This is a genomic window from Pseudomonas extremorientalis (assembly GCF_001870465.1).
GTDB classification, from domain to species: Bacteria; Pseudomonadota; Gammaproteobacteria; order Pseudomonadales; family Pseudomonadaceae; genus Aquipseudomonas; species Aquipseudomonas extremorientalis.
This window is the reverse complement of record NZ_MDGK01000052.1, coordinates 1-24,322: the sequence shown is the minus strand read 5'-3', so window position 1 is coordinate 24,322 and position 24,322 is coordinate 1. Positions and strand designations below refer to the sequence as shown.

The window sequence follows — 24,322 nt, the reverse complement described above, 5'->3', positions numbered from 1 at the left end:
TCACTCGCAGGATCAATGGGCGTGCTCGGCCGAGCCTTTGCCCAGTTCGGACTTGAGGATGAAGCTGCCGACCGTGGCCACCTGCGTCCCGGCATCGAGGCCTTGGCGCACTTCGACGTAGCCGTTTTCGCTCGCACCAAGCTCCAGGTGACGGGTGATGAAGCCCTCCGGGGTACGTACGAATACCGAGGGTTTGTCCTCGACGGTCTGGATCGCGGCCTGCGGGACGGTGACCTTCGCCGGGTAAGAATCCGTCGCCAGTTGCACGCTGACAAACAGCCCAGGGCGCCAGGCGTCATCGGGGTTGGGCACACTGATGCGCACGGTGGCCGTGCGCGTCTGCTCACCGAGCAGGTTGCCGACGTACGCCACAGTGCCCTGCACTTGGGTGCCCATTTCGGTTGAGCTGACGGTGACCGGTTTGCCGACCCGGACCTTGTTCAAGTCCTTGGGAAACACACCGAAGGTCACCCACACCTGGGACAGGTCCGAGAGGGTGAAAGCGTTGCTGGTTTCGCTGACGACTTCACCGACGCCCAGGTGTTTTTCCACCACCACACCGGCGAACGGTGCGCGCAACTCGTAGCGATTGCCACCAACCAGCACAGCGCTGCCGCTTAATGCGGTCATCTTTTGACGAGCGTTGTTCAGGGCAATCTCAGCTTCCTGCAGGGCCTGGCGCGCCAGCAGGTAATCCTGTTCGGCGGAAATCTTGTCCTGCCACAACTGGCGTTCCCGCTGGAAGGTGGTGCGCGCCAATTCAACCCGGCGCTCGCTGGCGGCCAGCTCACTGCGCTGGTCGGAGATCTGCTGGCTGGCAATCACCGCCAACAGCTCACCCTTCTTCACCGATTGGCCGAGGTTGGCCTTGACCGACTCCACCACACCCGCCACACGCGGGATGATGTGGGAGGTGCGGTCTTCGTCGAAACGCACCTCGCCCGGCAATACCAGCATCGTGCTAAGAGTGCGGGGCTCGGCCTGGGCCAATTGAATGCCAGCGGCCTGGATCTGCTGCTCGGTGAGTTCGAGTGTGCCTTCTTCTTCATCGGCCCAGGCAACGCCGGACAGCATCAGGCCCAGGGCAATGGCAAGTGCCACACCGTGTCGGTTGTTCATAAAGGACTCCAAAGACAATCAAAACCGGGCGAGGTCGCCGTAGATCCGTTCGATACGCACCCAGGCGTCAGTGGCCTGGGCGGTGGCGGTGAGGTACTGGGTGCGCGCAGCGATCAGTGTGCGCTGGGCGTCGAGCACGTCGAGGTAGCTGAACTTGCCCATCTCGAAACCACGGGTGGCGCTGTCCACTGCACTTTGCGCGGCGGGCAGGATCTGCTGGTTGAACGCGCGCACTTCGGTATTAGCGGTTTGCCACAGGTCCAGCGCCTGGCGGGTTTCAGTGCGCAGGCGCAGTTCGGTGGCGTTGCGCAGGTCACGGGCCTGGTCGGCGCGGCGGGTGGCGGCGAGCACGTTGCCCTGATTGCGGTTGAACAGCGGGATCGGCATCGACACGCCCACCAGGTTCACGCGCTCGCGCACACTAGCGTCGTACTGGCTACCGATGGACACATCGAGGTCGGGAATGCGTTGGGCTTTTTCCAGGCCGACGCTGGCTTCGTTTTGCAGGATGTTCAGCTCGGCCAGGCGCAGTTCAGTGGTCTGCTCAAGGCGCGTCAACAACTGTGCAAGCGGCGGCAGGGGCGGTGTGGATTGGGACGGTGTAGCGACGGCCTGGAAATCCGCGCCGGCACTGCCGGTGCTGGCGGCCAGGCGGCGATAGGCGTCGGTAAGGCCGACCTGTGCGCGGTTCAATTCCAGGCGCATTTCCGATAGTTGCACCTGCGCACGGGTTGCCTCTACCGGCGACGCTTTGCCCGCCGTGACGCGACCATTGGCAACGCCCAGGCCGCGCTCGGCCACGGCCATGGAACGCTGCGCCAGTTCGAGGCGTTCCTGCGCACGCAGCGCGCCGTAGTAGTTGTCGATGACGTCGGCGCGCAGTGTGTTGCGGCGCTGTTCCAAGGTCAGGGCGGCGGCGTCCTGGGCACGGCTGGCCACGTCAATGCGTGCACCACGCTTGCCGCCCAACTCCAGGGCCTGGCTGAGCTTGATGGAGGTGGTGCGAGAGTTGCGACGGGTGTCTTCGGCGTCCCAGGAGAGCACCGGGTTGGGGATCAACCCGGCCTGCTGGCGGCCGCCCTGGGCGATGTCGATTTCCCATTGTGCAGCCGCCAGGTCAGGGTTATTGGCGAAGGCGGTTTGCAGGGCTGAATCGAGTGTGAGGGTCTGTGCCTGGGCAGCGCCAGCAACCAGCCACAACACACCCGCCCCCATGAGTTTTCTAACGGAAATTGCCATAACGAGAGTTCCACGCCCATGAAGTACAAGCGCAGGCAATGTAGCGGCCGCGACTTATCAGGGCGGTGGAGCAAAGATTACAAATCCGACAGCAATGGCTCTGCGGCGGGCATTTCGACCGCCCGCCGCTGATCGCACCAAAACGGTACATAAGCACTTGGCCAGCGCGGTATCGGGTATGCTTTTCGGACAGGAAACAAAAAGAAACAATTTTCCCAACCTGTTCGATAAGGAGTCCCGCCTTGGAGTTATCGACTGCCGCGTGGATGGTTCACGACACTCGCCTTATGTTTTGTGTACTGCTGGCCATCGCCAGCATCATCGTGCTGATCAGCGCGACCAAGTTGCCGCCATTTCTGTCGATCCTGATCGGCACCTTTATCGCCGGTGTCGGCGCCGGCCTGCCGCCGGAAGAAGTGGCCAAGGCCTTCAGCAAAGGCGCCGGGGCGATCCTCGGTGAAGCCGGGATCATCATTGCGCTGGGCTCGATGCTCGGCGCGTTGATGGCCGAATCCGGCGCGGCCGACCGCATTGCCACCACTCTGCTCGGGCTGGGCAAGGGCAAGTCATTGCCGTGGGTGATGGCGCTGGTGGCGATGGTGATCGGCCTGCCGTTGTTCTTCGAAGTGGGCCTGGTGATGATGGTGCCGATCATCTTTGTGATGGCCAAGCGTTCAAACCAGCCGCTGCTGAAAATCGCCATCCCGGCACTGGCCGGCATGACCACCCTGCACGCTCTGATGCCGCCGCATCCGGGGCCGCTGATTGCGGTAGGCGCCTTGCACGCCGACCTCGGCCTGACCATGTTGCTGGGTTTCTGCCTGGCGGTGCCGGCGGTGATCCTGGCTGGTCCGATCTATGGCAACTGGCTGTCCAAGCGCCTGCAGGTGGATGAACCGGCGGACATCGGCGCACTGTTCAGCGCCCCGCCCAAGGCGCCGCGCCAGCCGAGCTTTACCGTGTCGTTGCTGATCATTCTGTTACCGGTGATCCTGATGCTGGGCAGCACGCTGGCCAAGGTCGCGCTACCGGCCGACAGCAGCGTCGGCCTGACCTTGAAGTTCCTCGGTGAACCGCTGATCGCCCTCGGCCTGGCCGTGATCGCCGCCGTGATCTGCCTGGGCTGGGCCGCAGGCATGCCAAGAGCCGACGTGGGCAACACCCTGCGCAAAGCCCTCGCCCCCATCGCCGTCTTGCTGCTCACCATCGGCGCCGGCGGCGGCCTCAAGCAAACCCTGCTGGATGCCGGTGTGAGCCAGACCATCAGCAAGGTCGCCGAAGGTGCGCACATGCCGTACCTGCTGCTGGCATGGCTGATCGCGGTTGCGTTGCGCCAGGCAACGGGTTCGGCGACAGTCGCCACCACCACGACGGCGGGCATTCTTGCGCCGATGATGGCCGGGCTGGCGGTGACGCAAAGCTCGCTGGTCGCGCTGGCAATCGGTGCCGGCTCGGTGTTCTTCTGCCACGTCAACGACGCCGGGTTCTGGATGGTGCGTGAGTACTTCGGCTTGCAACTGAAGCAAACGATCTGGGTGTGGTCGGTGTTGCAGACGGTTGTTTCAGTCGTAGGCTTGGTGGGTACGTTGCTGCTCTGGCACTTCCTGACCTGAAAATGCCGTTATTGAGGGGAAGCGCACTTCCCCTCAATGGTTTTACTGATGCAAAACAAAACGAGCATCCAGCTTGCCGAGCAACTCAAATGTATTCATGTAAGGCACACCCAACAGTGAGCACACATTGGGTCAAATCGTCATTGCCCCTGGCGAGCTCGTCCCTGACCGGCACGATACTGGCAATCTCCAAAGCCTGGTGTTGTTGAAGAATCCATGCCCAGTAACCTGGGCAAACCGTCATTGCGTAACAGCGGTTCTTGGCCTCGATCAGCGTGTTCGAATCCTATAGATGCTTCATGCCGATAGTTTCATCCCATAAGTCTTCAACTTGGCAGGCTGCACCCCCAGCAGTTTCCCCGCTTCTCGCAGCAGAATGCGTCCGCTCTGCGCTTCTGCCAGAACAGCCTTGCTCAAACGGGTGCTGTTTCTGATCGCCGCGGTGCGGTAGTAGTCCCCTCCACTGCCGTCCTTATCTCGATACGCCTGCAAGATACGACGGTAGTAAGCGTCATATTCATCACTGCTGATGTAGCCAAGATCACGGGCACGACGGGCAATCACCAATGTGCTGACGTGAAAGCGTCCGGCCAAGGGAGCCAGGTTTCCTTCCCAGTGAATATTCGAATCCCAGTGCCCCCGAAAAACCAGCTCCGGCGCCAAGAACTCTCCCGCGACAGCATTGCAAAAAGCTTCTTCCTGGCGAGCACTCTGACTGTTGCCATCGGAGACACCCGGGCTGCCAATCCAGATATGCGCCAGCTCATGCATCAATGTAAAAAGCCGCGCCGTGGGTGCGTCCGCACTGTTGATGAACACCACGGGAGCCATCGCGTTGCTGATCGAAAATCCTCGAAACTCACTCACATCAAGTTTTCGGTGGGTGTCTCCCATGGCAACCCCGCTGCGCATGACGAGAATGCCAGCGTCCTCGGCGCCACTTACCAAGGCCCTGAAATAGTCCTCATAGCTCATACGGGCAAAGTCATCCGTCACACCGAGGACGCGACGAATATCTGCAACCACTTCCTTGATGGGCGAACGACTGCTGAAACTTCCCACGAAAGGCAGCGGAGAACGCTCGTGGTCCTGCAAGTACTCCAAATACCATTCTTGTTTACGGAGCACGTCTCTCACGGTGTCTATTAGATTCAAGCTGGGTTTGTCAGGAAAAACACCCTCCCCAGTACGCAGATCGGGGATAGAAAGATGATCCTGCGGCGGAACCTTGAGGAAAAGAAAACCAAAAGGGATATTTGCAATAACGGCCCATTTTTTGCGCTTGGTTAAACGTAGGAAGGCTCTGACCTACTTCCCACTCCCTGACACGCTCCAGATGCATCGTGAGACTTTTGGCAACTTTTGCCTCAGACAAACCCGCCCGCTGGCGAGACCAGGAAAGGATGGCGGGATTGATAAAAGCCGTCTGGTTCATAAGGTTCTGAATGCTGCTCAGGGGTGGCCAGGACTATAGAAACGGCGGCAAATCCGGTCAATTGATGGCCCTACGTGGCATTTGTAACAGCATCCACGGCGTGCTGTTTTCCAAACAACGCCACACTCCCCACCCCCACCGCCCCCATCACCACGCAATACCCCACGCAAACCCACGGGCTGGTCGGCATCAACGCAATCAGCAGCAGCGGCGTGGTACTCGCCCACAGCGCGTAGGCAATGTTGTAGGTAAAGGAAATCCCCGACACCCGCACCTGCGCCGGAAACAGATCGACCATCACCGACGGCACCGCGCCGACCACGCCGCAACTGAGGCCCGCCACGGCATATGCCGCGCCCAGCCAGATCCCGCCGTTGATCAGGCTGGCGTACAGCACCGCAATCCCCACCGGCAGCATCAGGCTGTAGACCAGCACCGCGCGCCAGGCGCCGATGCGGTCCACCAACAGGCCGGCCAGGACGCAGCCGATGTTCAGGAACACGATGCCCAACGCGCTCAGGGCGAAGGTGTGGCTGGGGCTCATGCCGAAGGTTTTCTGCATCATGGTCGGGGTGATCACTACCAGTACGACCACGGCGGAGGTGAGTACGCAGGTGAGGATCATCGCGGGCAGCAACACCGCGCGATGGTCACGCAGCACGGTACGCAGCGGGAGTTCGGCGGCGGCCTGGCGGCGGGCCTGCATTTCGAGGAACACCGGGGTTTCGCTGAGCCAGCGGCGCAGCCACACGCCGATCACGCCGAACACACCGCCGAGCAGGAATGGGAAGCGCCAGGCGTAGTCGAGGATTTCTGCGGGGGTGAAGACCTGCGCCAGCAGCGTGGCGGTGAGGGCGCCGAGCAGGTAGCCGAAGGTCAGGCCGGCTTGCAGGAAGCCCAGGGCATAGCCGCGATGGTGGGGCGGCGCGTGTTCGGCGACGAAGGTCCAGGCGCTGGGCACTTCACCGCCGACCGCCGCACCTTGCAGCACGCGCAGCACCAGCAGGATCAGCGGGGCGAAGTAACCGATTTGCGCGTAGGTCGGCATGATCCCGATCAGCAGACAGGGCAAGGCCATCATCAGGATGCTCAGGCTGAACACGCGCTTGCGTCCCAGGTGATCGGCGAAGTGCGCCATCAGGATGCCGCCCAGCGGGCGCGCCAGGTAGCCGGTGACAAAGATGCCGAAGCTTTGCAGCAGGCGCAGCCACTCAGGCATTTCCGGCGGGAAGAACAGCTGGCTCAAGGTCAGCGCGAAAAACACGAAGATGATGAAATCGTAGATTTCCAGGGCACCGCCGAGGGCGGCCAGGCCCAGGGTTTTGTAGTCGGAGCGGGAAAAACGCTGCGCCTGCGTAGGAAAGGTGGCAGTCATGTGGAGGCTCGGCAGACAAACGAAATGGCGTGCAGGTTATGAGCTGAGCCCAATGATGGCAATCGCGGCAGATATATTTGTTTTCCTCATGGATCGATGAAGATAACTGCATTCCCATATCAATGGCCGTAGCGGAACATGCCGGAAAAATCGCCTGCACCCTAATAACTATAAGAGGAAAGACTCATGGCCGATGCTATCGAAGAAAGCCGCTATGCCCGATTTGCCCTGCGTTGTTCCAATTTCGCCGAGCGCTGGTTTCCAGACTCCTGGGTATTCGCCGCCCTTGCGGTGATCATCGTTGCCGTGGCGACCCTGGGTATGGGCGCCGCACCGACCGAGGCCGCCAAGGCCTTTGGTGATGGGTTCTGGAGCCTGATCCCGTTCACCATGCAGATGGCCTTCGTGGTGATCGGCGGTTATGTCGTCGCCAGCTCGCCGCCCGCCGTGCAACTGATCGACCGCCTGGCGCGTATCCCAAAGAATGGCCGCTCGGCCGTGGCCTGGGTGGCGCTTATCTCGATGGTCGCCTCGTTGCTGAACTGGGGCTTGTCCCTGGTGTTTGGCGGTTTGCTGGTGCGGGCGCTGGCGCGTCGCACGGATCTGCGCATGGATTATCGTGCTGCCGGTGCAGCGGCGTATCTGGGGCTCGGCGCCGTGTGGGCGTTGGGGTTGTCGTCATCGGCGGCACAGTTGCAGGCCAACCCGGCCAGCCTGCCGCCGTCGATTCTGTCGATCACGGGAGTGATCCCGTTCACCGACACCATCTTCCTGTGGCAATCCGGCGTGCTGTTGCTGGCATTGATCGTGGTGTCGCTGATCATCGCCTACGCCACCGCACCCGGCCCGAACAGCGCCCGCGATGCCAAGGCCTGTGGGGTCGACCCGGCGTTCAACCTGCCCAAACTGCAAGCCCCCGCCCGCCCGGGTGAGTGGCTCGAGCACAGCCCCTTGCTGACCATTCTGCTGGCATTGCTGGCGGCTGGCTGGCTGTTCCATGAGTTCTCGACCAAACCGGCGATCAGTGCCATTTCAGGGCTGAACACCTATAACTTCCTGTTCATCATGACCGGCGCCCTGCTGCACTGGCGCCCGCGCAGCTTCCTCGATGCGGTGGCGCGTGCGGTGCCGACCACCACCGGCGTGCTGATCCAGTTCCCGCTGTACGGCTCGATCGCCGCGCTGATGACCGTGGTCAAGGGTGGCGACGGCCAGACCCTGGCGCACCATATCTCCACCTTCTTCACCTCCATCGCCTCCCATGACACCTACGCGCTGCTGATGGGCGTGTATTCGGCGGTGCTGGGCTTCTTTATCCCGTCGGGCGGCGGCAAGTGGATCATCGAAGCGCCATACGTGATGCAAGTGGCCAATGACCTGCAATACCACCTGGGTTGGGCGGTGCAGATCTACAACGCCGCCGAGGCGCTGCCGAACCTGATCAACCCGTTCTATATGCTGCCGCTGCTGGGGGTGTTGGGGCTCAAAGCGCGGGACCTGATTGGCTTTTCGTTCGTGCAGTTGCTGGTGCACACGCCGCTGGTCTTGTTCCTGCTGTGGGCGCTGGGGACAACGTTGAAGTATTTGCCGCCGGTAATGCCCTGACCAATGGATGAAGCATCTGTTGCTGCAACAGGTGCTTCATTCAGGCGCAACAGGAAAACATTCCAATAGATCAGGCAGGGCGCTCTGGATCGTGTCCCAAACCACATCAAGGTTGATATCGAAATAACCGTGGGCGATTCGGTTGCGCATTCCGCGCATGCTACGCCATGTGATTTGCGGGTGACTTCACGCAAAATCCGAATACTAGTCCATGATTTTCGTCGAAGCTTCACCAATGATGATCAGGCTCATGATCACCGCTTGCTGAGTACACTTGTCTTCCAGAAAACCCTCTTTACCCAAGCCATCAACAAAGGTGATCGCATCAGTGGCAGCTCAGCGGATGTGACTCATGTCTGATCGAGCGCGTGGGCTTATCTCACGCGGATGAATGGCAATCTCTGGCTTCACCCACCAATACCTTTGATTAACCTGACTCGGACTCCTACTCACCTAGCAACAAGGAACTCCGATGACGCCCCTATCCAAATCACTGGAAGAGTTGATCACTGATATCTACCAGGACGGCAACGTTTCAGTCACTGAATACAGGACCTTGCGCGACGACGCAGATCGCCGCATGGACGCGGTGATCAAGGAGTTCGGCCTGCACAACAACGTGACCGCCTTCCAGAAATCGATCGACGTGGCCATGCAGTTGTTGCAGACCACTGTCGTCGATGCAAAGAAGGCCAGGCTGACCGACACGGGCGAGGCCATCGTCAAGGACGCGGTGACGGCGCAGGTGGAGTACTTGCGCGCCGGCAGCGAGTTGGCGCTGCGCCTGCTGTGATCCGCTGATTCAAATCACTGTCTTCGTTCCGTCACATTGCATTGCTACCGTCCTGCGAAATATCTTGCAACACCTCGCCAAGGACTCCCCGCAATGAGCGACGAGCACGAAGACCGCCCTTCCCCCGATTCCGCAGCCCAACCGCCAGTCGACACCAGCCGTCGTCGTTTCCTGGGGGGCGCGGCGGTGCTGGGGGTTGGCGCAACCTTGAGTGCCTGCGGCAATACCAGCGAAGCACCGGGTAAACCGGTGGCGCGGCCGCTGACGCCGCAAGAGTTGGACAAGGCCTTGCGTGAGCAGGTGAAAACCGTGGTGGTGATCTACGCCGAAAACCGCAGTTTCAACAACTTGTTTGCGGACTTCCCGGGTGTTGAGAAACCGCTGTCGGCGCTATCCGCCGCCGACACGCAGCAGCGTGACCGCGATGGCAGCCTGCTGACGACCCTGCCTCCAACCTGGGGTGGTGTGCTGCAAGTCGGCCCGCAAACGGTGGACGGGGTGACCTACCCCAGCGAAGTGCAATTCCAGGAGAACCTGCCCAACGCGCCCTTCGCCCTCAAGGGCCCGAACGCCGAAGACCTGCCGCTGAGCCTGGTCACCCGTGACCTGTGGCACGTGTTCTACCAGAACCAGATGCAGATCAACGGCGGCAAGAACGACAACTTCGTCGCCTGGGCCGACTCCGGCGGCCTGGTGATGGGCCATTACGCCCAGAGCCGTTATTCCCTGCGCCTGTGGGACGTGGCCAAGGAGTTTGTGCTCTGCGACAACTTCTTCCAGGGGGCGTTTGGTGGTTCGTTCCTCAACCATCAATACCTGATCAGCGCCACCGCGCCGTTTTACCCGAATGCCGCGCAATCGGTGGCCAAGGCGCAGATCGCCACGCTGCAAAGCGATGACCCCACCGACCCGCGCCTCAAGCCCCTGGACAAGTCCCCCGCCAGCGCGATGACCGGCCCGCCGCAGTTCGGCCCCAGCGCGCTGACCCCGGATGGCTACGGCGTGAACACCCTGGCTCCACCGTACTGGCCGACCTGGATCCGCGACCCGGAAAACCCGGACTATTCCAAGCCTGACCTGCCCAACGTGCTGGTGCCGCAAACCCACGAACACATCGGCGACAAGCTGTCGAAGAAGAACGTCGACTGGGCGTGGTACGCCGGCGCCTGGCAAGCGACGCTGGACCAGTTCAAGGATTCGGGCGGCATTCCAAAAATCCCGAACTTCCAGTATCACCACCAGCCGTTCAACTACTTCAAGCAGCAGGGCCCCGAGAACCGCGTCGAGCGCGACAAACGCCTGCGCGATGCTGGTTTGGGGGACGAGTCGAGCACCAACAAGTTCTTCGCCGACGCCCAGGCCGGCCAGCTGCCCGCTGTCACCTTCTACAAACCCCAGGGCAACCTGAACATGCACGCGGGCTATGCCGACGTGGCGTCTGGCGACCGCCATATCGCCCGTGCCTTGAAGGTGCTGCAAGAGAGTCCGCAGTGGAAAAACATGGTGGTGGTGGTGACCGTCGACGAAAACGGCGGCTGGTGGGACCACGTGGCACCGCCAAAGGGCGACCGCTGGGGGCCTGGCACGCGGATTCCGGCGCTGGTGGTGTCGCCGTTCGCCCGCAAAGGCACGGTGGACCATACGGTATACGACACCGGGTCGATCCTGCGCTTGATCACCCGGGTGTTCCAGCTCGAGACTCTGGACGGCCTCAAGCAACGCGATGACGCGATGATCGCCCGCGGCCAGAAACCCATGGGCGACTTGAGCAACGCTTTGCAGTTCAGCGTGTAGGTTTTCTTATCCAATAGCGACATGCCCGCTGAATTAGCACGCGGTTTTCCTGGTCAGCCGCTACTGTGTGGAGGTGGGCTTTCACCCCGCGCAGACGGGCTTTCGCTGACAAGGAAATAACAATGTTCAAACCAACCAGGCTGTCCTTCACCATGGCCGCACTGATGGCGAGTGCGGTCGTACAGGCCGATGTCGATGTACCGCTAGGGAGCACGCAGCGTGTGACCAAGCTGTTCGCTTTCCCCAACAACTGCAACGTAATCTGCTTTCGACCCTGGACGCTGGAACAGACTGCCGAGCATTACCTGAACCAGAGCCTGCAACGGGATGGGTACACCCGGGCGAAAGCCAGCGTCAAGACCCATGACGGGCAGGTTTCGGCGACCTTCAGCGGTGTGCCGGACAATTATGGCCAACCGTTGACCTCCTTGCTCAATACCGCCGACCTGGCCTATCAAGGCGCGAGCAAGCTCAACAGCGATGGCAAGTGGGCCTACAACTGGTACCTGTTCCTGCCGCTGGGCATGGCCCTGGACAATCGAAAGAGCATCGAGCTGCTGCACTTCCCGCCGGACTACTCGCTGACCCAGGCCCAGGACTACCTTGAATCGGCCACCACCGACCGCTGGGCCACCTTGCTCACGGAGAATGGCATCCCGGCCACCGAAACGCCGGCCTACCAGACCATCATCGATATCGCCCCCATCGCCGCGCCTTCCAATGCGGGCAAGGACCTGGAAACCGTCTACAGCTACTTCACCGATTACCAGACGCGCATGGTCCGGGAGTTGAGCCTGTCCACCAAAGGGGCATTGCCCATGGTGGCGTTCGGCGCACCGGTGCGCAGCTGGATCAAGCAACAATACGGGCAGACCGTGGCAGTGCTGAGCCTGGCGCAGATCAGCCCCGCCGCTGGCCAAACCGTTTCGGTGTTGGGTGCCAACCACCCCAGTTACATCTGGTATGCGGCAAGCCCCGACACCTACGACGGCAACGAGCAGAAAGCCGACGAAGCCGGTTTGAAGGTGATGGGCCAGGATCTCAGCGCCGCCTGCTGGCAGGCCGGGATGGGCCAAAAACCCGCGAGCGATCCGAACGTACTGCTCAAGGCGTGCACGACTACCTGGCAAGTCACCCGCAAGGAGCAGACGTGCGAACTGTTCTACACCTCGGTGCGCAATCTATCCCCGGAAGATGCGAATGCAAAATGCGCCACGCCAACCATCAAGACCCAATTGAAACAGCTGCGCAATGCAGCACCACTCCCGACGATCAGCGCACCGGTGCTGTAAATTGCACAAAAAACAGCCGATTTCTACTGTCAACATTGACAGTAGAAATCAGGTCCATGTTCGGCGAGTCTTGAGCCGCGCCCATCCGCTGCAAGACTGGTAGTCAGCCACCACCCGCAGGTCGATGCAGCCTAAACCAGGAGAGTTATGAAAACTCAGGCCATGGATAAGGCTAAAACCGCTGTGGGTGACAGCCTTTACCCTTTCAAGTCCACGCTCGGACAAGGCTACCCAACGGACAGGCAATTCGAGGTGGTGCACAACATTCAAGGGGTGGGCGTGGGAGTCAAGGCGCGCGTGGCCTTTGACAGCCGTGTGTGCATCGCCAAGATCTCAGGCTACGCCCTGAGCGAAAGACGCCTGCACACGTTGCAGTTATCGTCGCGTATCCACCTCTACGACTGCTGGTTCAGTGGCCTGCTGTCGCATTCGTGCAAACCGAACGTGTTTCTCGACTTGCACTACCTGGAGGTCTGGACGTTGCACGAAATCCAGGCCGACACCCTGCTGACCGTGGATTACGCCATGACCGAAGACGTGCTGTTCCGGCAGTTCGCCTGCCAATGCGGCGAATTGAACTGCCGGGGCTGGATTACCGGTCGCGATGAACCATTGAACGCCGAGGGGCAGGCGTTCATGGCCCAGTGGTGCGACCGTAAACGCTCTTAGGCTTCGCCCAGCGGACGCAGGCGGTATTGCGGTGGCAACTGCTCGAAACCACTGATGGTGGTGTTCAAGCTCTTCCAGCGGCCGTCCTTGATGCCGTAGATGCAGCCGTGGATCGACAGGCTCTGCCCACGGTGCCAGGCGTTTTGCACAATGCTGGTGTGCCCGACATTGGCCACTTGCTGGATCACGTTCAACTCGCAGAGACGGTCGACGCGTTCTTCCTCGGTGGGCAATTGGGCCAGCAGGTCGCGGTTCTCGTAGTAGAGGTCGCGAATGGTGCGCAGCCAGCCGTCGATCAGGCCGAACTGACGGTCCTGCATCGAGGCGCGCACGCCGCCACAGCCATAGTGGCCGGTGACCAGGATGTGTTTGACCTTGAGCACGTCCACCGCGTACTGGATCACCGACAGGCAATTGAGGTCGGTGTGCAGCACCACATTGGCCACGTTACGGTGCACGAACAGATCACCCGGCAGCATGCCGACGATCTCGTTGGCCGGTACGCGGGCATCGGAACAGCCGATCCACAGGTATTCCGGGGTTTGCTGGCGGGCGAGCTTGGCGAAGAATTCGGGATCTTCCTGTTTGATCGCGTCCGCCCAGCGTTCATTGTTATCAAGCAGGTCTTGTAGTTCGTTCATCAGGGAAAGCCTCAGGAATGATGCGCAGTTTTGTGACTGACAACCCCACGTCCAGGTCACGCCCTGCCGGCGAATAACAAGCGTGAATTAGCTTGAATCTTTAGGCCGCGCAGCCTGTCCACACACTATAAGCCCCACAGTATGAGGATTGGCCATGACTGAATCACGACGCCCCTACGGCGCTACACAGCCCGAACCGATTGATGACAATGAAGATCGCATGGGCTCGATGCGCGAGCTGGATTTTGACGAAGACGCGCCCACCACGCATATCGGCGACGAACGGGTGCGGGAGGCCGGGCTGACTGGGGCTTCGACCGAAGACCATGAAGCGACGAACGATGACATGAGCCCTGAAACGCTGATCCATGAAGATGGAGCAAGGGATGCTCAGGAAGCGGGCGAAGGCGAACCGGCGGACTGGGACCTGAGTATCGTCGATGAGGATGAGATCGGTGGGGGCAATGGCCTGGATGAGGCCGAATTGGCAGATATTGATCCAGTAGACGGTAACCGCTGACAGAACGTGTCCTACAGGTGGGAGGGGGCTGCCCACGATAGCGGCATGTCAGACTGATAAGGTGCCTGGTACACCGCCATCGGGGGCAAGCCCCCTCCCACAATGGGCTATGTATTTAGTCAACCAGGGTGCAGGCCATGACGACCGCATCTTCGCGGCCACCGACAGCCGGGTAATAGTCCCGGCGACGGCCGATCTCGTTGAAACCATAGCGCTCATACAGGCGAAACGCGCCGGTATTGCTGTCGCGCACTTCCAGGAAGCACTCCCGCGCATTGGCCGCGTAGGCACGTGACATCAAGTGCTCCAGCAGCGCCAGTCCCAGGCCGCGCCCCTGGTTTTCCGGTTTGACGGTAATGTTCAGCAGATGCGCCTCATCGAGGATGATCTGCACCACGCCGTGCCCCACCTGCTGCTCACCTTCGAACATCAGCCAGATCTGGTACTTGCCCAGCCCATCGAGAAAGATCCCACGGGTCCAGGGATGGCTGAACGCCGCGTATTCGATTTTCAGCACGGCGTCGAGGTCGGCCTCGGTCATCGGGCGGAAGGATAAAGCCTCACTCATCGGTTGTTTTCCAGCGCGCCATCAGCCGGCGCATGGCTTGCCAGACATCAGCCTTACGCTGTGGCTCTTCCATTAATAATTCCAGGCCCGGCAGGACCCACACCAAGCCCAGGCTTTCGACCTGCAGCTCGCGGTACCAGGCTTCGGCATTGGCCTCGCCGGCAAAACGCACAGCGGGCAAGCCGATCAGCCACAGGCACGCGCAGGGTTCGTCTTCCAGGCGCGCCGACACAAAACCTTGCACGAAATCCCGTGCGGCCTCGGGGCCTTGATCCATGTTGCCACGCACCAGCAGCGGCCAGCGCACCGGGTCGCCGACGATTTGCGGGCTGTCGGGCAGGCCGGCGGCGCGCAGCATGTCCTTGAGCAGCATGTAGGCGGGGTCGCGGGTCTGGAAACGTTCGCCGGTGGGCAACTCGACGAGCAGCAGGCAGCGCCCGGCGCGCAGCAATTGCAGGGCAAAGCGCGGTGGCGGCACCACCGGGGCCTTGACCACCGGGGCCGCCTCTTCGACCACCTTGGCGGCCTTGGTCACCGGCACGGGGCGCGGCACTTCGATCTTGGCGCGCTCGACCACCGGTCGCGTCTCCGGCGTGGGCTTGACCACCGCCACCGGCGCAGCCGCTTCCTCGCCCGAAGACTCGAACGCCTCATAGGGCTCAAGCGCCTGCAACAGCTCGGGCCGCGACGGCGCGGCAAACGGCAGTTCGGTGCGGGGCAGCCAGTTGACCACCTGCATGGCGGTCAAGTAAGCGCGACGTCGGGACTCGATAAGCACAGCTCGGCCACTTGTGGATAACTAAAGAGCGGGGATTCTACCGCTGTTCGGCAACAATCGCCCACTGCGTACTGACCGGCTGTGGATAAATCCCGCGCCCGATGCAGTACAATCGCGACTTTTAATCGCCAACCAGCCGGCCATTCCAATGATCGAACCCAAGCGCGTCTTGCGCGCCCTCGCCGAACACTGGGCCCTGCTTGAGCCACTGTGCGAACACTTCGACCAAGGCACCCTGAGCCTGGGCGAACTGCGCGCACAACTGGCCGCCCAACAACTGGACAGCACGCCACAGGACATCACCAGCCTGCTGGACGTGTGGATTCGCCTGGATATCCTGGTGCCTGTTGCCAAGAGCCCGAACCGTTTCGAGCTCAATGCGCAGATCCACGACTTCCTGGCCTATCTTCGCAAGGAGCACCGGCTTGGCCTGTGCCTGGAAATCGAAGCCTACCTGCGCCACCTCGAGCGCCTGGCCGGTTATATCCAGGACGCCTTCGATATCCGTGATGGCCACGACCTGGCCCGTCAGTTACGCCTGCTCGACATGCGCGTGCGCGACGTGCTGAAAAAACTCGCCAACGACGAACAGGCCCTCGCCGCAGTGGCCGATCGCGCCAAGACCAGCGACCGCCAGATTCCGTTGCGCCAGCGTTATGCCGAGGTCCTCGCGACCTGGGACGAATACGTCGAACCGATGATCCAACTGGTGAACGCCGACGGCGCCTTCGAGCAAGGCGTGCGCAAGGTGGAAAATGTGCTGTTGCGCATGCTCACCGAGCAGCAGCGTCTCGGCCATCTGGTGGACGACGACATGCTGCTGCGCACCCACGCGCGCATCCTGGAGATGCAGACCAGCGCCCAGCTGACTCTGCGCCACGCCCGCGAGCTGCTGCTACCGCTGCGCGAAGAAGCGCGTCGGCACAACGCCGTGACCCGTGGCGCGGCGCTGGCGTTGTCGGCCATTCGCCGTAAAGGCCTGGACGCAGTCCCGCAGGCGGCGATGCCGATGTTCACCCGGCCGCAGAGCACCTTCCTCGGCAGTGCCAGCCAGGTGGAAGCCTACGTGTATGCCCTGGCGAATTTCGAGCCGAAACCGGCGCGCTTTCCCAAGGCGCACAAGTCCCACAAGGGCGACGCCCAGCGCGCACCGCGCACGGTCAAGGAAATGCTCGAGCGCTGCGAAGACGCGCTGCCGATGCCGGACCTGATGACCTGGCTGCTGGAGCAGGAACCCGACGGCGCCACCGACGAATTGCTGTACTGGTTCTCGCGCCTCTCGCGGGAAAAACGCTTCAAGCGCGAACGCCTGGAACGCCGCGACTACCACACACACGAGCACCAGGTCAGCCTGCGCTCCTTCGCCCTGCTCCCGGCCAGCCCTGATGCAGCCGAGAATTCTGCGAGCACACCTTATGCATCTTGATCTATCCGAACTGTCCCAGCTGGCGCCGATCTTTCGCGAGCTGTTCAAGGGTTACCACGTCAGCCGCCGCGACCCGGAGCTGTACGCACAACTGTCGAACTTCCAGGACCAGTACCGCACGCTGTTCAAGGCCCTGGGCTTTGAGCTGGTATGCGACACGCGGGGCTTCTACTACTTCGTGCCGGACACCGCCGTGGCGGCCGCGCAGGTCAACAAGACCGCCCAGCGCCTGGCGTTGTTCACCTTCATCATCGTCGAGCACCTGGCCGACCAGGGCCGCGACCCGATTGCCGTGCTCGACGGTGGCAGCCTGGGCCGTGATGAGTTGCCGTCGTTGCTGGAGAAGTACCGCGACCTGTTTATCCAGGCCGAAGTGCAGACCCAGGAAGAACTCGAAGAAAAAATCATGCGCCGTATGACCCAGCTGGGTTTTGCCAGCGAAGACAACGGCATCTATCGCTTCCTGCCGCCGATGCACCGCTTCCTCGATGTGTGCCTGTCGGTGCAGCAAGACCGCGACCTGGCAGCCAGCGTGCACAGCGTGTTGCCGCTGCCGGCACCGGTGATCATCGACGAAGACAGCGATGAGAAATTGCTGAAAACCGATGACCCACTCGACTTGAGCGACTTCGCCGATGAAAGCGATGAAGACGCCCTGGCCCGCGCCATTGCCGAAGAACAGGAGACCGATGCATGAGTAAGGAACGCTACGGCATCCGCCGCTTCGCCCTATTGAACACCGCCGGTTACAGCCTGGGTCTGTTCCCGCTGGAAGAGCCGCTGTCGGTATATGGCGCAAACAACCTGGGTAAATCCGCGTCGATCAACGCCTTGCAGTTCCCGATCCTGGCGCGCATGTCGGACATGAGTTTCGGCAAGTACACCCTGGAACAATCGCGGCGCTTCTACTTTGCCACCGACACCAGCTACATCCTCGTGGAAGTCTCACTGCCCCACGGCCCACACGTGATCGGCGTGGTCGGGCGCGGCCCGGGCGGTGGTTTCGGTCACCAGTTCTTTGCCTATGCCGGCAAGCTGAACCTGGCGCACTACCAGAAGAACGACACCTGCCTGCGTCAGAAGGAGCTGTTCACCAACCTTGAGCGCGAAGGCCTGAAAGCCTACGAACTCAAGCCGGATGAGCTGCGTCGCTTGCTGGTGGGTGGGCATACGTCAATCCCGCTGGACCTGACGTTGATTCCGCTGCGCTCCACCAGCGAGCAGAGCCTGAAGACCTTCCGCGCGCTGTTTATCAACCTGCTGCACATGCGTGAAATCACTGCGGCCAAGCTCAAGCAATTGTTTCTCGATGCCTTCGAACACAGCTTGCGTTCCGGCAGTGTCGATTACATCGCCGCGTGCGAAGAAGCCTTCCGCGATGTAAGGCGCATGGAGCAGGACTACAACTCCCTGGTCGCCGCCGGCCCGCTGGTAGAAGCGCTGTCCAATGGTGTTCGCCAGCGCGACGTGCTGCGTGGCAAATTGCATCGCCTGTCGCCGCTGCTGGATTCGCTGCTGGGCACCTGGTCGGACTACGCCAGTGCACGCAAGGAAGAACTGACGATCCAGGCCGAGCACTACCGCAACGAGCAGGACGCGCTGCAGAACGACCAGCGTGGCGGCACCCAGGAGCTGATGCGCCTGGAGCGGGAAATCAGTGGTATCCAGCGTTGGTTGGGCGAGTTGTCGGTGCTCAAGCATCGATTTGCCCTGGTGGATGACGTCAAGATGCTGGAACAGCAACTGCTGGCGGCCAAGGATGCCCACGATGAATTGGCCGGCGCCCTGGCGCAGTCGCGGCAGTTCAGCGCCGAGGATCTGGACGAGCGTTTGCGCGACCTTGAAAAGCGCTTGAAGTCGGTCAAGCAACAGCTCGACCATGCGGACAACAACAGCTACGCCAAACTGCGGGAAGAATTCTCACAGCAAGACGTCGAGCGTCTGATGCGCCTGTTCAACAGTTCGCTGTTCAGCCTGCCGTTGGGCGAGCACGGCATCACGCTTGACGAAGACGGCCAGTGGGTCAAATCCCTGGAGCAGATCCTCGACGGCTTCAAGGGCGAGCGCTTTGAAGTGCCGGGGCTGTCCATCGACATCTCCCATATCGAACCGCCGGCATTGCAGGCCCTGGCAGATCGCGCGGCGTTGCGTGACCAGAAGGAACGCCTGGAAAAAGAACTCAAGCAGTTGAAAACCCAGCAGGCTGTAGCCTCCGACCGTGCCGCGAGCAAGACGCAGACCGAAGCGCTGTACCAGCAGGTGCTCGATGCGCAAAAGGCCCTTGAAGACTTCCGCCGTGCACAAACCCTGAGCGCCGAAGAAGGCGAGAAGCTGGAAAACCTGGCGCAGATGGAAGCGGCGCAGGATGAGTTGAAGCGCTCCAGCGATGCGTTCACCGAGCGCGTTCAGCAGCTGTCGGCCAAGCTGCAACTGGTGGGCCGCCAGATCGGCGATATGGAAGCCAAGCAACGTACGCTGGACGACGCGTTGCGTCGCCGTCAGTTGTTGCCGGCGGATTTGCCGTTCGGCACGCCGTTCATGGACCCGATCGACGATTCCATGGACAACCTGTTGCCGCTGCTCAATGACTATCAGGACAGTTGGCAAGGTTTGCTGCGCGCCGATGGCCAGATCGAAGCGCTGTACGCCCAGGTTCGCCTCAAGGGCGTGGCCAAGTTCGACAGCGAGGATGATGTTGAGCGTCGCCTGCAATTGCTGATCAACGCTTATGCGCACCGCACGGATGAAGCGTTGACACTCGGCAAGGCCCGCCGTGCGGCGGTCACCGATATCGCACGGACCCTGCGTAACATCCGCAGCGACTACGACAGCCTTGAGCATCAATTGGCGTTGTTCAACCGTGAGATCAACAAGCGCCAGGTCTCCAACCTGCAAAGCTTCCGCATCGTACTGGCGCCGAACAAGGAAGCACTCAAGCATATCGACCAGATCATCCACAGTGCCGGTCAATATGAAGAAGGCGAAACCCTCTCGGTATTCGACCTGAGCCAGAGCGCCGAGCAGGACAACAAGAACGAAGAAGCCAAGGAGTACCTGGCGCGGCTGGTGGCGGCCAACCACAACCAGCTGGGCCTGAAGGATTTGTTCGAACTGGCGTTCGAGATTACCAAGGTGCATGGCCAACCGGTGATTCATACTGACATCGATGGCGCCGCGTCCAACGGCACCACCATGACCATCAAGGCGCTGACCAACATGTACCTGTTGCTGCACTTGATGGACCGCGACCAGGCCGGGCGTGTACGTTTGCCGTATTACCTTGACGAGGCAGCGGATATCGACGAGAAGAACCAGGCCGCATTGCTGGAGACCAGCCTGCAGTTGGGCTTTGTGCCAATCCTGGCCAGTGTGAAGCCGCAGGTGTCCGCCCAGGTGGCGATCGACCTGGAAGGCGGCAGCGGGCCGAATGGGATCTACATTGATGAGGCGGACTGGAAGTACATCCGCCGTCATGATGTGGTGAAGGCAACGGTTAATGTACAGGCGGATGAGCCGGAGTTGGATGAAGTCTGACGTGCTGCACTGAAATGCAAAAAGGCCGCGATCTTATGGATCGCGGCCTTTTTTGTGGCGCTTATTTGCCGAGCGGGATTTTAGGTGCCCAGGTCAGCCACTCATCTTCGAACTTGTCGAACAGCGGGAAGGTTTGCTGTGGCCGGGCGGCATTGCCCATGCGCTCGCCATCGGGTGTGGCGAAGGCGATACCGCCGGCGACCAGCGTCTCCAGGGACTCCGTGCGTACGGTGGCGCCTTTGAACAGGCCGAAGTCGAGGCCAAAGCCACTGGTGTTCCAGAACCGGCTCCCGCCACGGACCAGCGGGGCATATTTGGGCTCGATCAGAATGTGGATCAATACACGGTCGGCAGTTTGCCCCAGCTCGTAGCCGGTGACTTTGCCCACAGTGACTTCGCGGTAGGTGACCGGCACGCCCTCCTTCAGCGAACCACGACGGGCGGCGCTGAGGGTCAGGCTCAGGCCGGCTTCCTGATGGGCGGCTTCAGGGGGCTGGGCGAGCGCGACAAAACTCTTTTGCGGGCCGGCGTTTTTCGCAGCCGGTTGCACTTCGATGTATTGACCGGTGACCAGGGTTTCCAGGTTGGCGGTTTTCATCAGGCCCAGCTCAGGCTTGACCACCCAGAACTGGCTGCCGGCGCGGGCGATGCGGTCAGCCACTTGGGTGATACGCGCACTGAGCAGTACCGATTGCATGTCGGCACTGAGGTTGACACTTTCAATCTTGCCCACGTCCAGGCCTTTGAAACGCACAGGAGTGCCGGGACGCATGCCATCGGCGCGGTCGACCTTGATGGTCACCAGGGTACCGTGCTGGTTGGCAGCATCGCGGTCGGCAAACAGGCGGAAACGCGGGATGCGTTTTTTCAGCGGAACGTTCTGCTCGGGTGTTTCGAAAGCGATGCCACCCGCCATCAGGCTGGCCAGGGATTCACTCTTCACCTGGATTCCGCCAGTGAGACCACCGGTCAGGGTGACGCCACTGGCGTTCCAGAAGCGCGTCGAGCCATTGACCAGGTTTTCGTATTCCTTCTCGATGTGGACGCCGATCACCAACTGCTTGTTCTTGCGCGAGAACTGGTAGCTCTGCACCGAGCCCACCTTGACCTGCTTGTAGAGGATCGGACTGCCGACATCCAGAGAACCGAGGTTGTCGGTGAACAGCACCATGTGCAGGCCAGGGGAACGCAGGTCCAACGGTGGCGCCTTGGCCCGTGCGACGTACTCACGCTGTGGAGGCGTCCCTTTGTCCCCCGGGCGAATGGCGATGTAGTTCCCTTTGACCAAGGCTTCGAGCCCTGTGATACCCGCCAGGGAAATAGACGGTTTGACCACCCAGAACTGAGTGTCCTGTACCAGGTAATCTTCAGCCAGGGGATCGAGGGTCAGTTCGGCGTTAGCACTGGAAAGGTCCGGATTGATCTTCAGCGTTTTCAAGCTACCGACCTGGATACCTTTGTACATCACCGGAGTGCGGCCAGCCTGCAGGCCTTCGAAGTCGGAGAGTGTGACCTTGACCTTGATTCCGGCCGCAGCGGCGTCGAAATCTTCGTACAGGCGGAATGGCAGACTTGGGTCCGTAGGCGGACTGTCCTTGCGGTTCTCCGGCGTGGCGAAGGCGATACCGCCGGCAACGATGCTTGAGAGGGATTCGCTGCGCACTTTCACGCCGGAGAGGTTCGCATCGATGCTGATGCCGCTGGCGTTCCAGAAACGTGTGTGTTTACGCACAAGGCTGGCGTAGGTCGGTTCGATATAGACCTTGATCTCGACGGTACTCTGGTCTTCGGAGAGCAGGTAGCTTTTGACCTGGCCCACCTGGATCTGCTTGTAGAACACCGGGCTGCCACGGTTCAGCGAACCCAGACGGTCAGCCTTGATGGTCAGGTGCAAGCCGGGCTTGGCGTCGGACAAGGGCGGCTCTTCGGAGAGCGCCTTGAACTTGCGAGTGGGCTCACCGTCACCAGGGCTGGCAGCGATGTAGTTGCCCGACACCAGGGTTTCCAGGCCAGTGATGCCGGCCAGGCTGACACTCGGCTTGACCAGCCAGAAACGGGTGTTGGTCTTCAGGTATTGTTCGACATCCTTGTTCATCTCGATGGTAGCAATCACCCCGCGATTGTTACCCTCGTCATCCAGGGCCAGGGCCTTGACCTTGCCCACCGGCATGCCTTTGTAGACCACTTCCGTTTTGTTGATCTGGATACCTTCGCCACTCTCAAAGCGCACCTGGATATCGATGCCCTGTTGAGAATAGGCACGCCACCCCAGCCAGCCACCGATGATCAGGGCAATCAGAGGTAACACCCAAATGGCCGACCAATTGGAGGCGGGGCGGGTTTTAGCTTTTGGCAAATCACTCATGGTCGTCGTCCGACTCCGTGTTATCCCAAATCAGTCGGGGATCAAAAGTTACTGCGGCAAGCATCGTCAAGATCACCACACTGGCGAACGCCGCAGCGCCGAGATTGGCCTCGACACTGGCAAGTCGCCCAAAATTTACAACCGCCACCAGGATGGCGATCACGAAGATATCCAGCATGGACCAGCGGCCAATGAATTCGATAAAGCGGTACATCACAATGCGTTGTTGTGCGGACAACGGTTGGTGACGCTGCACCGAGAACAGTAGCAGACCTATGCCGACCAGCTTGAACGTCGGCACCAGGATGCTGGCGATGAACACCACGGCAGCGATGGGGTACATACCATGCTGCACCAGCTGGATCACGCCCGCCATGATGGTGCTGGGATCACCCTGACCAAGGCTATTGATGGTCATGATGGGCAACACGTTGGCTGGAATATACAAGATGGCCGCCGTGATCAGCAGTGCCCAGGTGCGGGTGAGGCTGTTGGGGCGGCGGGCATGGACCAGCGCACCACAACGCGTGCACAGTTGCTCATCGCTATCAGTGTCCTGTTTGTTCAATTCGTGACATTCGGTACAAATCAGAATGCCTGCATCAATCGCCCGCATGATCATCCTCTCCTGACAACGCTTGCCAGATCTGGTGGGGCGACATCACCACCTCAAGCAGTACTTGAACCATCAGAAGGCTGATAAAACAGACCAAGCCCAGGCCAATGGTGATGGACGCCATATCGGCGAGTTTTACGATCGCCACCAGCACCCCCATCAAGTAGACCTCCAACATCCCCCAATCCTTCAGGTGGTGGTAGATGCGGTACAACAGCAGTCCATAACTGCGGCCGATATTCCAGCGGATGCTGAGCAGTACTGCCAACTGGCAAATCAGCTTGAGCAATGGGATGCCCATGCTGCACAGGAACACAACGGCGGCGACGCCTTGCATGCCGGTATCGAACAGACCGACAACGCCGCTCCACACGGTATCCTCGGAGGACTGCCCAAGTAGATTGAGCTGCATGATGGGTAGAAAGTTCGCGGGTATATACAGCAACAGTGCAGCCAGCACCAAGGCGAGACTTCGCTCAACGACATTGTGGCGGTGAGCGTAAAGCTCGTAACCGCAACGCGGGCATTGGGCTTTTTCGCCGAGGGAGAGCACCGGTTTGCGCATCAGCAAGTCGCACTCATGGCATGCCACCAGGTCGTCCAGTGGTAAATCCGATAGCTCTAGGGCATCAGCCGGATCAGGCATAGATAGGGCTCTGGCTCTAAAAATGGTTAGGTGCCTATTCTAGTGCTCTGGTTCAGAAATAACTGTGCAAATTTGTCGGGGGGTAGGTAGTGCTTGAGTTTCCGACCGCCCAAAACAAAACCCCTGACTGCGTTAGCAATCAGGGGTTCTGGAATTTAATCTTGACGATGACCTACTCTCACATGGGGAAACCCCACACTACCATCGGCGATGCATCGTTTCACTACTGAGTTCGGGATGGGATCAGGTGGTTCCAATGCTCTATGGTCGTCAAGAAATTCGGGTACTGAGTCG

General features: G+C 60.6%; 20 protein-coding genes, 1 rRNA gene and 2 pseudogenes. 10 read left to right on the top strand and 13 right to left on the bottom strand.

Annotation, left to right across the window (positions count from 1 at the left end; all coding sequences use genetic code 11):
- Nucleotides 1–12: 12 nt before the first annotated feature.
- Nucleotides 13–1,119: an efflux RND transporter periplasmic adaptor subunit gene (locus BFN10_RS19215; RefSeq protein ID WP_071490994.1), complete on the bottom strand. Its 1,107-nt coding sequence runs from the start codon at nucleotides 1,117–1,119 to the stop codon at nucleotides 13–15.
- An 18-nt stretch (nucleotides 1,120–1,137) separates the two neighbouring features.
- Nucleotides 1,138–2,358, bottom strand: a complete 1,221-nt coding sequence (locus BFN10_RS19210) for a TolC family protein (protein ID WP_071490993.1) — start codon at nucleotides 2,356–2,358, stop codon at nucleotides 1,138–1,140.
- 242 nt (nucleotides 2,359–2,600) lie between these two features.
- Here BFN10_RS19210 and BFN10_RS19205 point away from each other — a divergent pair, with 242 nt between their 5' ends.
- Nucleotides 2,601–3,971, top strand: coding sequence for a GntT/GntP/DsdX family permease (locus BFN10_RS19205; protein WP_071490992.1), 1,371 nt, complete (start codon nucleotides 2,601–2,603; stop codon nucleotides 3,969–3,971).
- A gap of 85 nt (nucleotides 3,972–4,056) precedes the next feature.
- On the opposite strand, the gene BFN10_RS28915 is transcribed toward BFN10_RS19205, so the two are convergent.
- From BFN10_RS28915 to BFN10_RS19195, 3 genes and pseudogenes are all read right to left on the bottom strand, one after another.
- Nucleotides 4,057–4,215 carry a DUF4411 family protein gene (locus BFN10_RS28915; RefSeq protein ID WP_414860439.1) on the bottom strand — a complete coding sequence of 53 codons (159 nt, stop codon included), beginning with the start codon at nucleotides 4,213–4,215 and terminating at the stop codon, nucleotides 4,057–4,059.
- Between the two features lie 53 nt (nucleotides 4,216–4,268).
- Nucleotides 4,269–5,406 (bottom strand): annotated as a pseudogene (locus BFN10_RS19200) (ImmA/IrrE family metallo-endopeptidase).
- 70 nt (nucleotides 5,407–5,476) lie between these two features.
- The gene (locus tag BFN10_RS19195) at nucleotides 5,477–6,781 is read right to left on the bottom strand and encodes an MFS transporter (protein WP_071490991.1); all 1,305 of its coding nucleotides are present in this window, start codon (nucleotides 6,779–6,781) and stop codon (nucleotides 5,477–5,479) included.
- 186 nt (nucleotides 6,782–6,967) lie between these two features.
- Here BFN10_RS19195 and BFN10_RS19190 point away from each other — a divergent pair, with 186 nt between their 5' ends.
- Complete coding sequence (locus tag BFN10_RS19190) at nucleotides 6,968–8,386, top strand: short-chain fatty acid transporter (protein ID WP_071490990.1); 1,419 nt, start codon at nucleotides 6,968–6,970, stop codon at nucleotides 8,384–8,386.
- 36 nt (nucleotides 8,387–8,422) lie between these two features.
- On the opposite strand, the pseudogene BFN10_RS29585 reads toward BFN10_RS19190, so the two are convergent.
- A pseudogene (locus BFN10_RS29585) lies at nucleotides 8,423–8,707 on the bottom strand (HepT-like ribonuclease domain-containing protein).
- Between the two features lie 151 nt (nucleotides 8,708–8,858).
- On the opposite strand from BFN10_RS29585, the gene BFN10_RS19180 reads away from it, so the two are divergent.
- The 4 genes from BFN10_RS19180 to BFN10_RS19165 all read left to right on the top strand — a co-directional run bounded on the left by BFN10_RS19180 (nucleotide 8,859) and on the right by BFN10_RS19165 (nucleotide 12,934).
- A complete protein-coding gene (locus tag BFN10_RS19180) occupies nucleotides 8,859–9,179 on the top strand; it encodes a hypothetical protein (protein ID WP_071490989.1) in 321 nt (106 codons plus the stop codon).
- A gap of 93 nt (nucleotides 9,180–9,272) precedes the next feature.
- Nucleotides 9,273–10,973, top strand: coding sequence for an acid phosphatase (locus tag BFN10_RS19175; RefSeq protein WP_071490988.1), 1,701 nt, complete (start codon nucleotides 9,273–9,275; stop codon nucleotides 10,971–10,973).
- A 122-nt stretch (nucleotides 10,974–11,095) separates the two neighbouring features.
- The gene (locus BFN10_RS19170) at nucleotides 11,096–12,265 is read left to right on the top strand and encodes a hypothetical protein (protein ID WP_071490987.1); all 1,170 of its coding nucleotides are present in this window, start codon (nucleotides 11,096–11,098) and stop codon (nucleotides 12,263–12,265) included.
- Between the two features lie 147 nt (nucleotides 12,266–12,412).
- Complete coding sequence (locus BFN10_RS19165) at nucleotides 12,413–12,934, top strand: SET domain-containing protein (protein WP_071490986.1); 522 nt, start codon at nucleotides 12,413–12,415, stop codon at nucleotides 12,932–12,934.
- Here the strand turns inward: BFN10_RS19165 and can are convergent.
- Nucleotides 12,931–13,575: a carbonate dehydratase gene (can, locus tag BFN10_RS19160; RefSeq protein ID WP_010213394.1), complete on the bottom strand. Its 645-nt coding sequence runs from the start codon at nucleotides 13,573–13,575 to the stop codon at nucleotides 12,931–12,933. The genes BFN10_RS19165 and can overlap by 4 nt on opposite strands.
- 154 nt (nucleotides 13,576–13,729) lie before the next feature.
- On the opposite strand from can, the gene BFN10_RS19155 reads away from it, so the two are divergent.
- A complete protein-coding gene (locus BFN10_RS19155; protein ID WP_071490985.1) occupies nucleotides 13,730–14,095 on the top strand; it encodes a serine kinase/phosphatase in 366 nt (121 codons plus the stop codon).
- 115 nt (nucleotides 14,096–14,210) lie between these two features.
- Here the strand turns inward: BFN10_RS19155 and rimI are convergent, their stop codons facing one another.
- Together rimI and BFN10_RS19145 are read right to left on the bottom strand one after the other, a co-directional pair.
- A complete protein-coding gene (gene rimI, locus BFN10_RS19150) occupies nucleotides 14,211–14,663 on the bottom strand; it encodes a ribosomal protein S18-alanine N-acetyltransferase (protein ID WP_003188286.1) in 453 nt (150 codons plus the stop codon).
- A complete protein-coding gene (locus BFN10_RS19145) occupies nucleotides 14,656–15,402 on the bottom strand; it encodes an energy transducer TonB (protein WP_071490984.1) in 747 nt (248 codons plus the stop codon). The genes rimI and BFN10_RS19145 overlap by 8 nt, the downstream gene beginning before the upstream one ends.
- A gap of 187 nt (nucleotides 15,403–15,589) precedes the next feature.
- Between BFN10_RS19145 and mksB the strand changes: the two genes are divergently transcribed.
- Genes mksB through mksF form a run of 3 tightly spaced genes read left to right on the top strand, consistent with a single transcriptional unit; the run spans nucleotide 15,590 to nucleotide 20,401 of the window.
- Entirely contained in the window at nucleotides 15,590–16,867 is a 1,278-nt protein-coding gene (gene mksB, locus BFN10_RS19140) for an Mks condensin complex protein MksB (RefSeq protein WP_071490983.1), read from the top strand.
- The gene (mksE, locus tag BFN10_RS19135; RefSeq protein ID WP_071490982.1) at nucleotides 16,857–17,564 is read left to right on the top strand and encodes an Mks condensin complex protein MksE; all 708 of its coding nucleotides are present in this window, start codon (nucleotides 16,857–16,859) and stop codon (nucleotides 17,562–17,564) included. The genes mksB and mksE overlap by 11 nt, the downstream gene beginning before the upstream one ends.
- Entirely contained in the window at nucleotides 17,561–20,401 is a 2,841-nt protein-coding gene (mksF, locus tag BFN10_RS19130) for an Mks condensin complex protein MksF (protein WP_071490981.1), read from the top strand. Before mksE ends, mksF begins: the two co-directional genes overlap by 4 nt.
- 61 nt (nucleotides 20,402–20,462) lie before the next feature.
- Here the strand turns inward: mksF and BFN10_RS19125 are convergent, their stop codons facing one another.
- The 4 genes from BFN10_RS19125 to rrf form a co-directional block, all read right to left on the bottom strand.
- Nucleotides 20,463–22,766, bottom strand: a complete 2,304-nt coding sequence (locus BFN10_RS19125; protein ID WP_071490980.1) for a PqiB family protein — start codon at nucleotides 22,764–22,766, stop codon at nucleotides 20,463–20,465.
- On the bottom strand, nucleotides 22,759–23,382 hold the full coding sequence (locus BFN10_RS19120; RefSeq protein ID WP_071490979.1) for a paraquat-inducible protein A: 624 nt from the start codon (nucleotides 23,380–23,382) through the stop codon (nucleotides 22,759–22,761). Before BFN10_RS19120 ends, BFN10_RS19125 begins: the two co-directional genes overlap by 8 nt.
- Entirely contained in the window at nucleotides 23,369–24,028 is a 660-nt protein-coding gene (locus tag BFN10_RS19115; RefSeq protein ID WP_071490978.1) for a paraquat-inducible protein A, read from the bottom strand. The genes BFN10_RS19120 and BFN10_RS19115 overlap by 14 nt, the downstream gene beginning before the upstream one ends.
- A gap of 159 nt (nucleotides 24,029–24,187) precedes the next feature.
- Nucleotides 24,188–24,303 (bottom strand): 5S ribosomal RNA (rrf, locus tag BFN10_RS19110).
- Nucleotides 24,304–24,322: the final 19 nt, after the last annotated feature.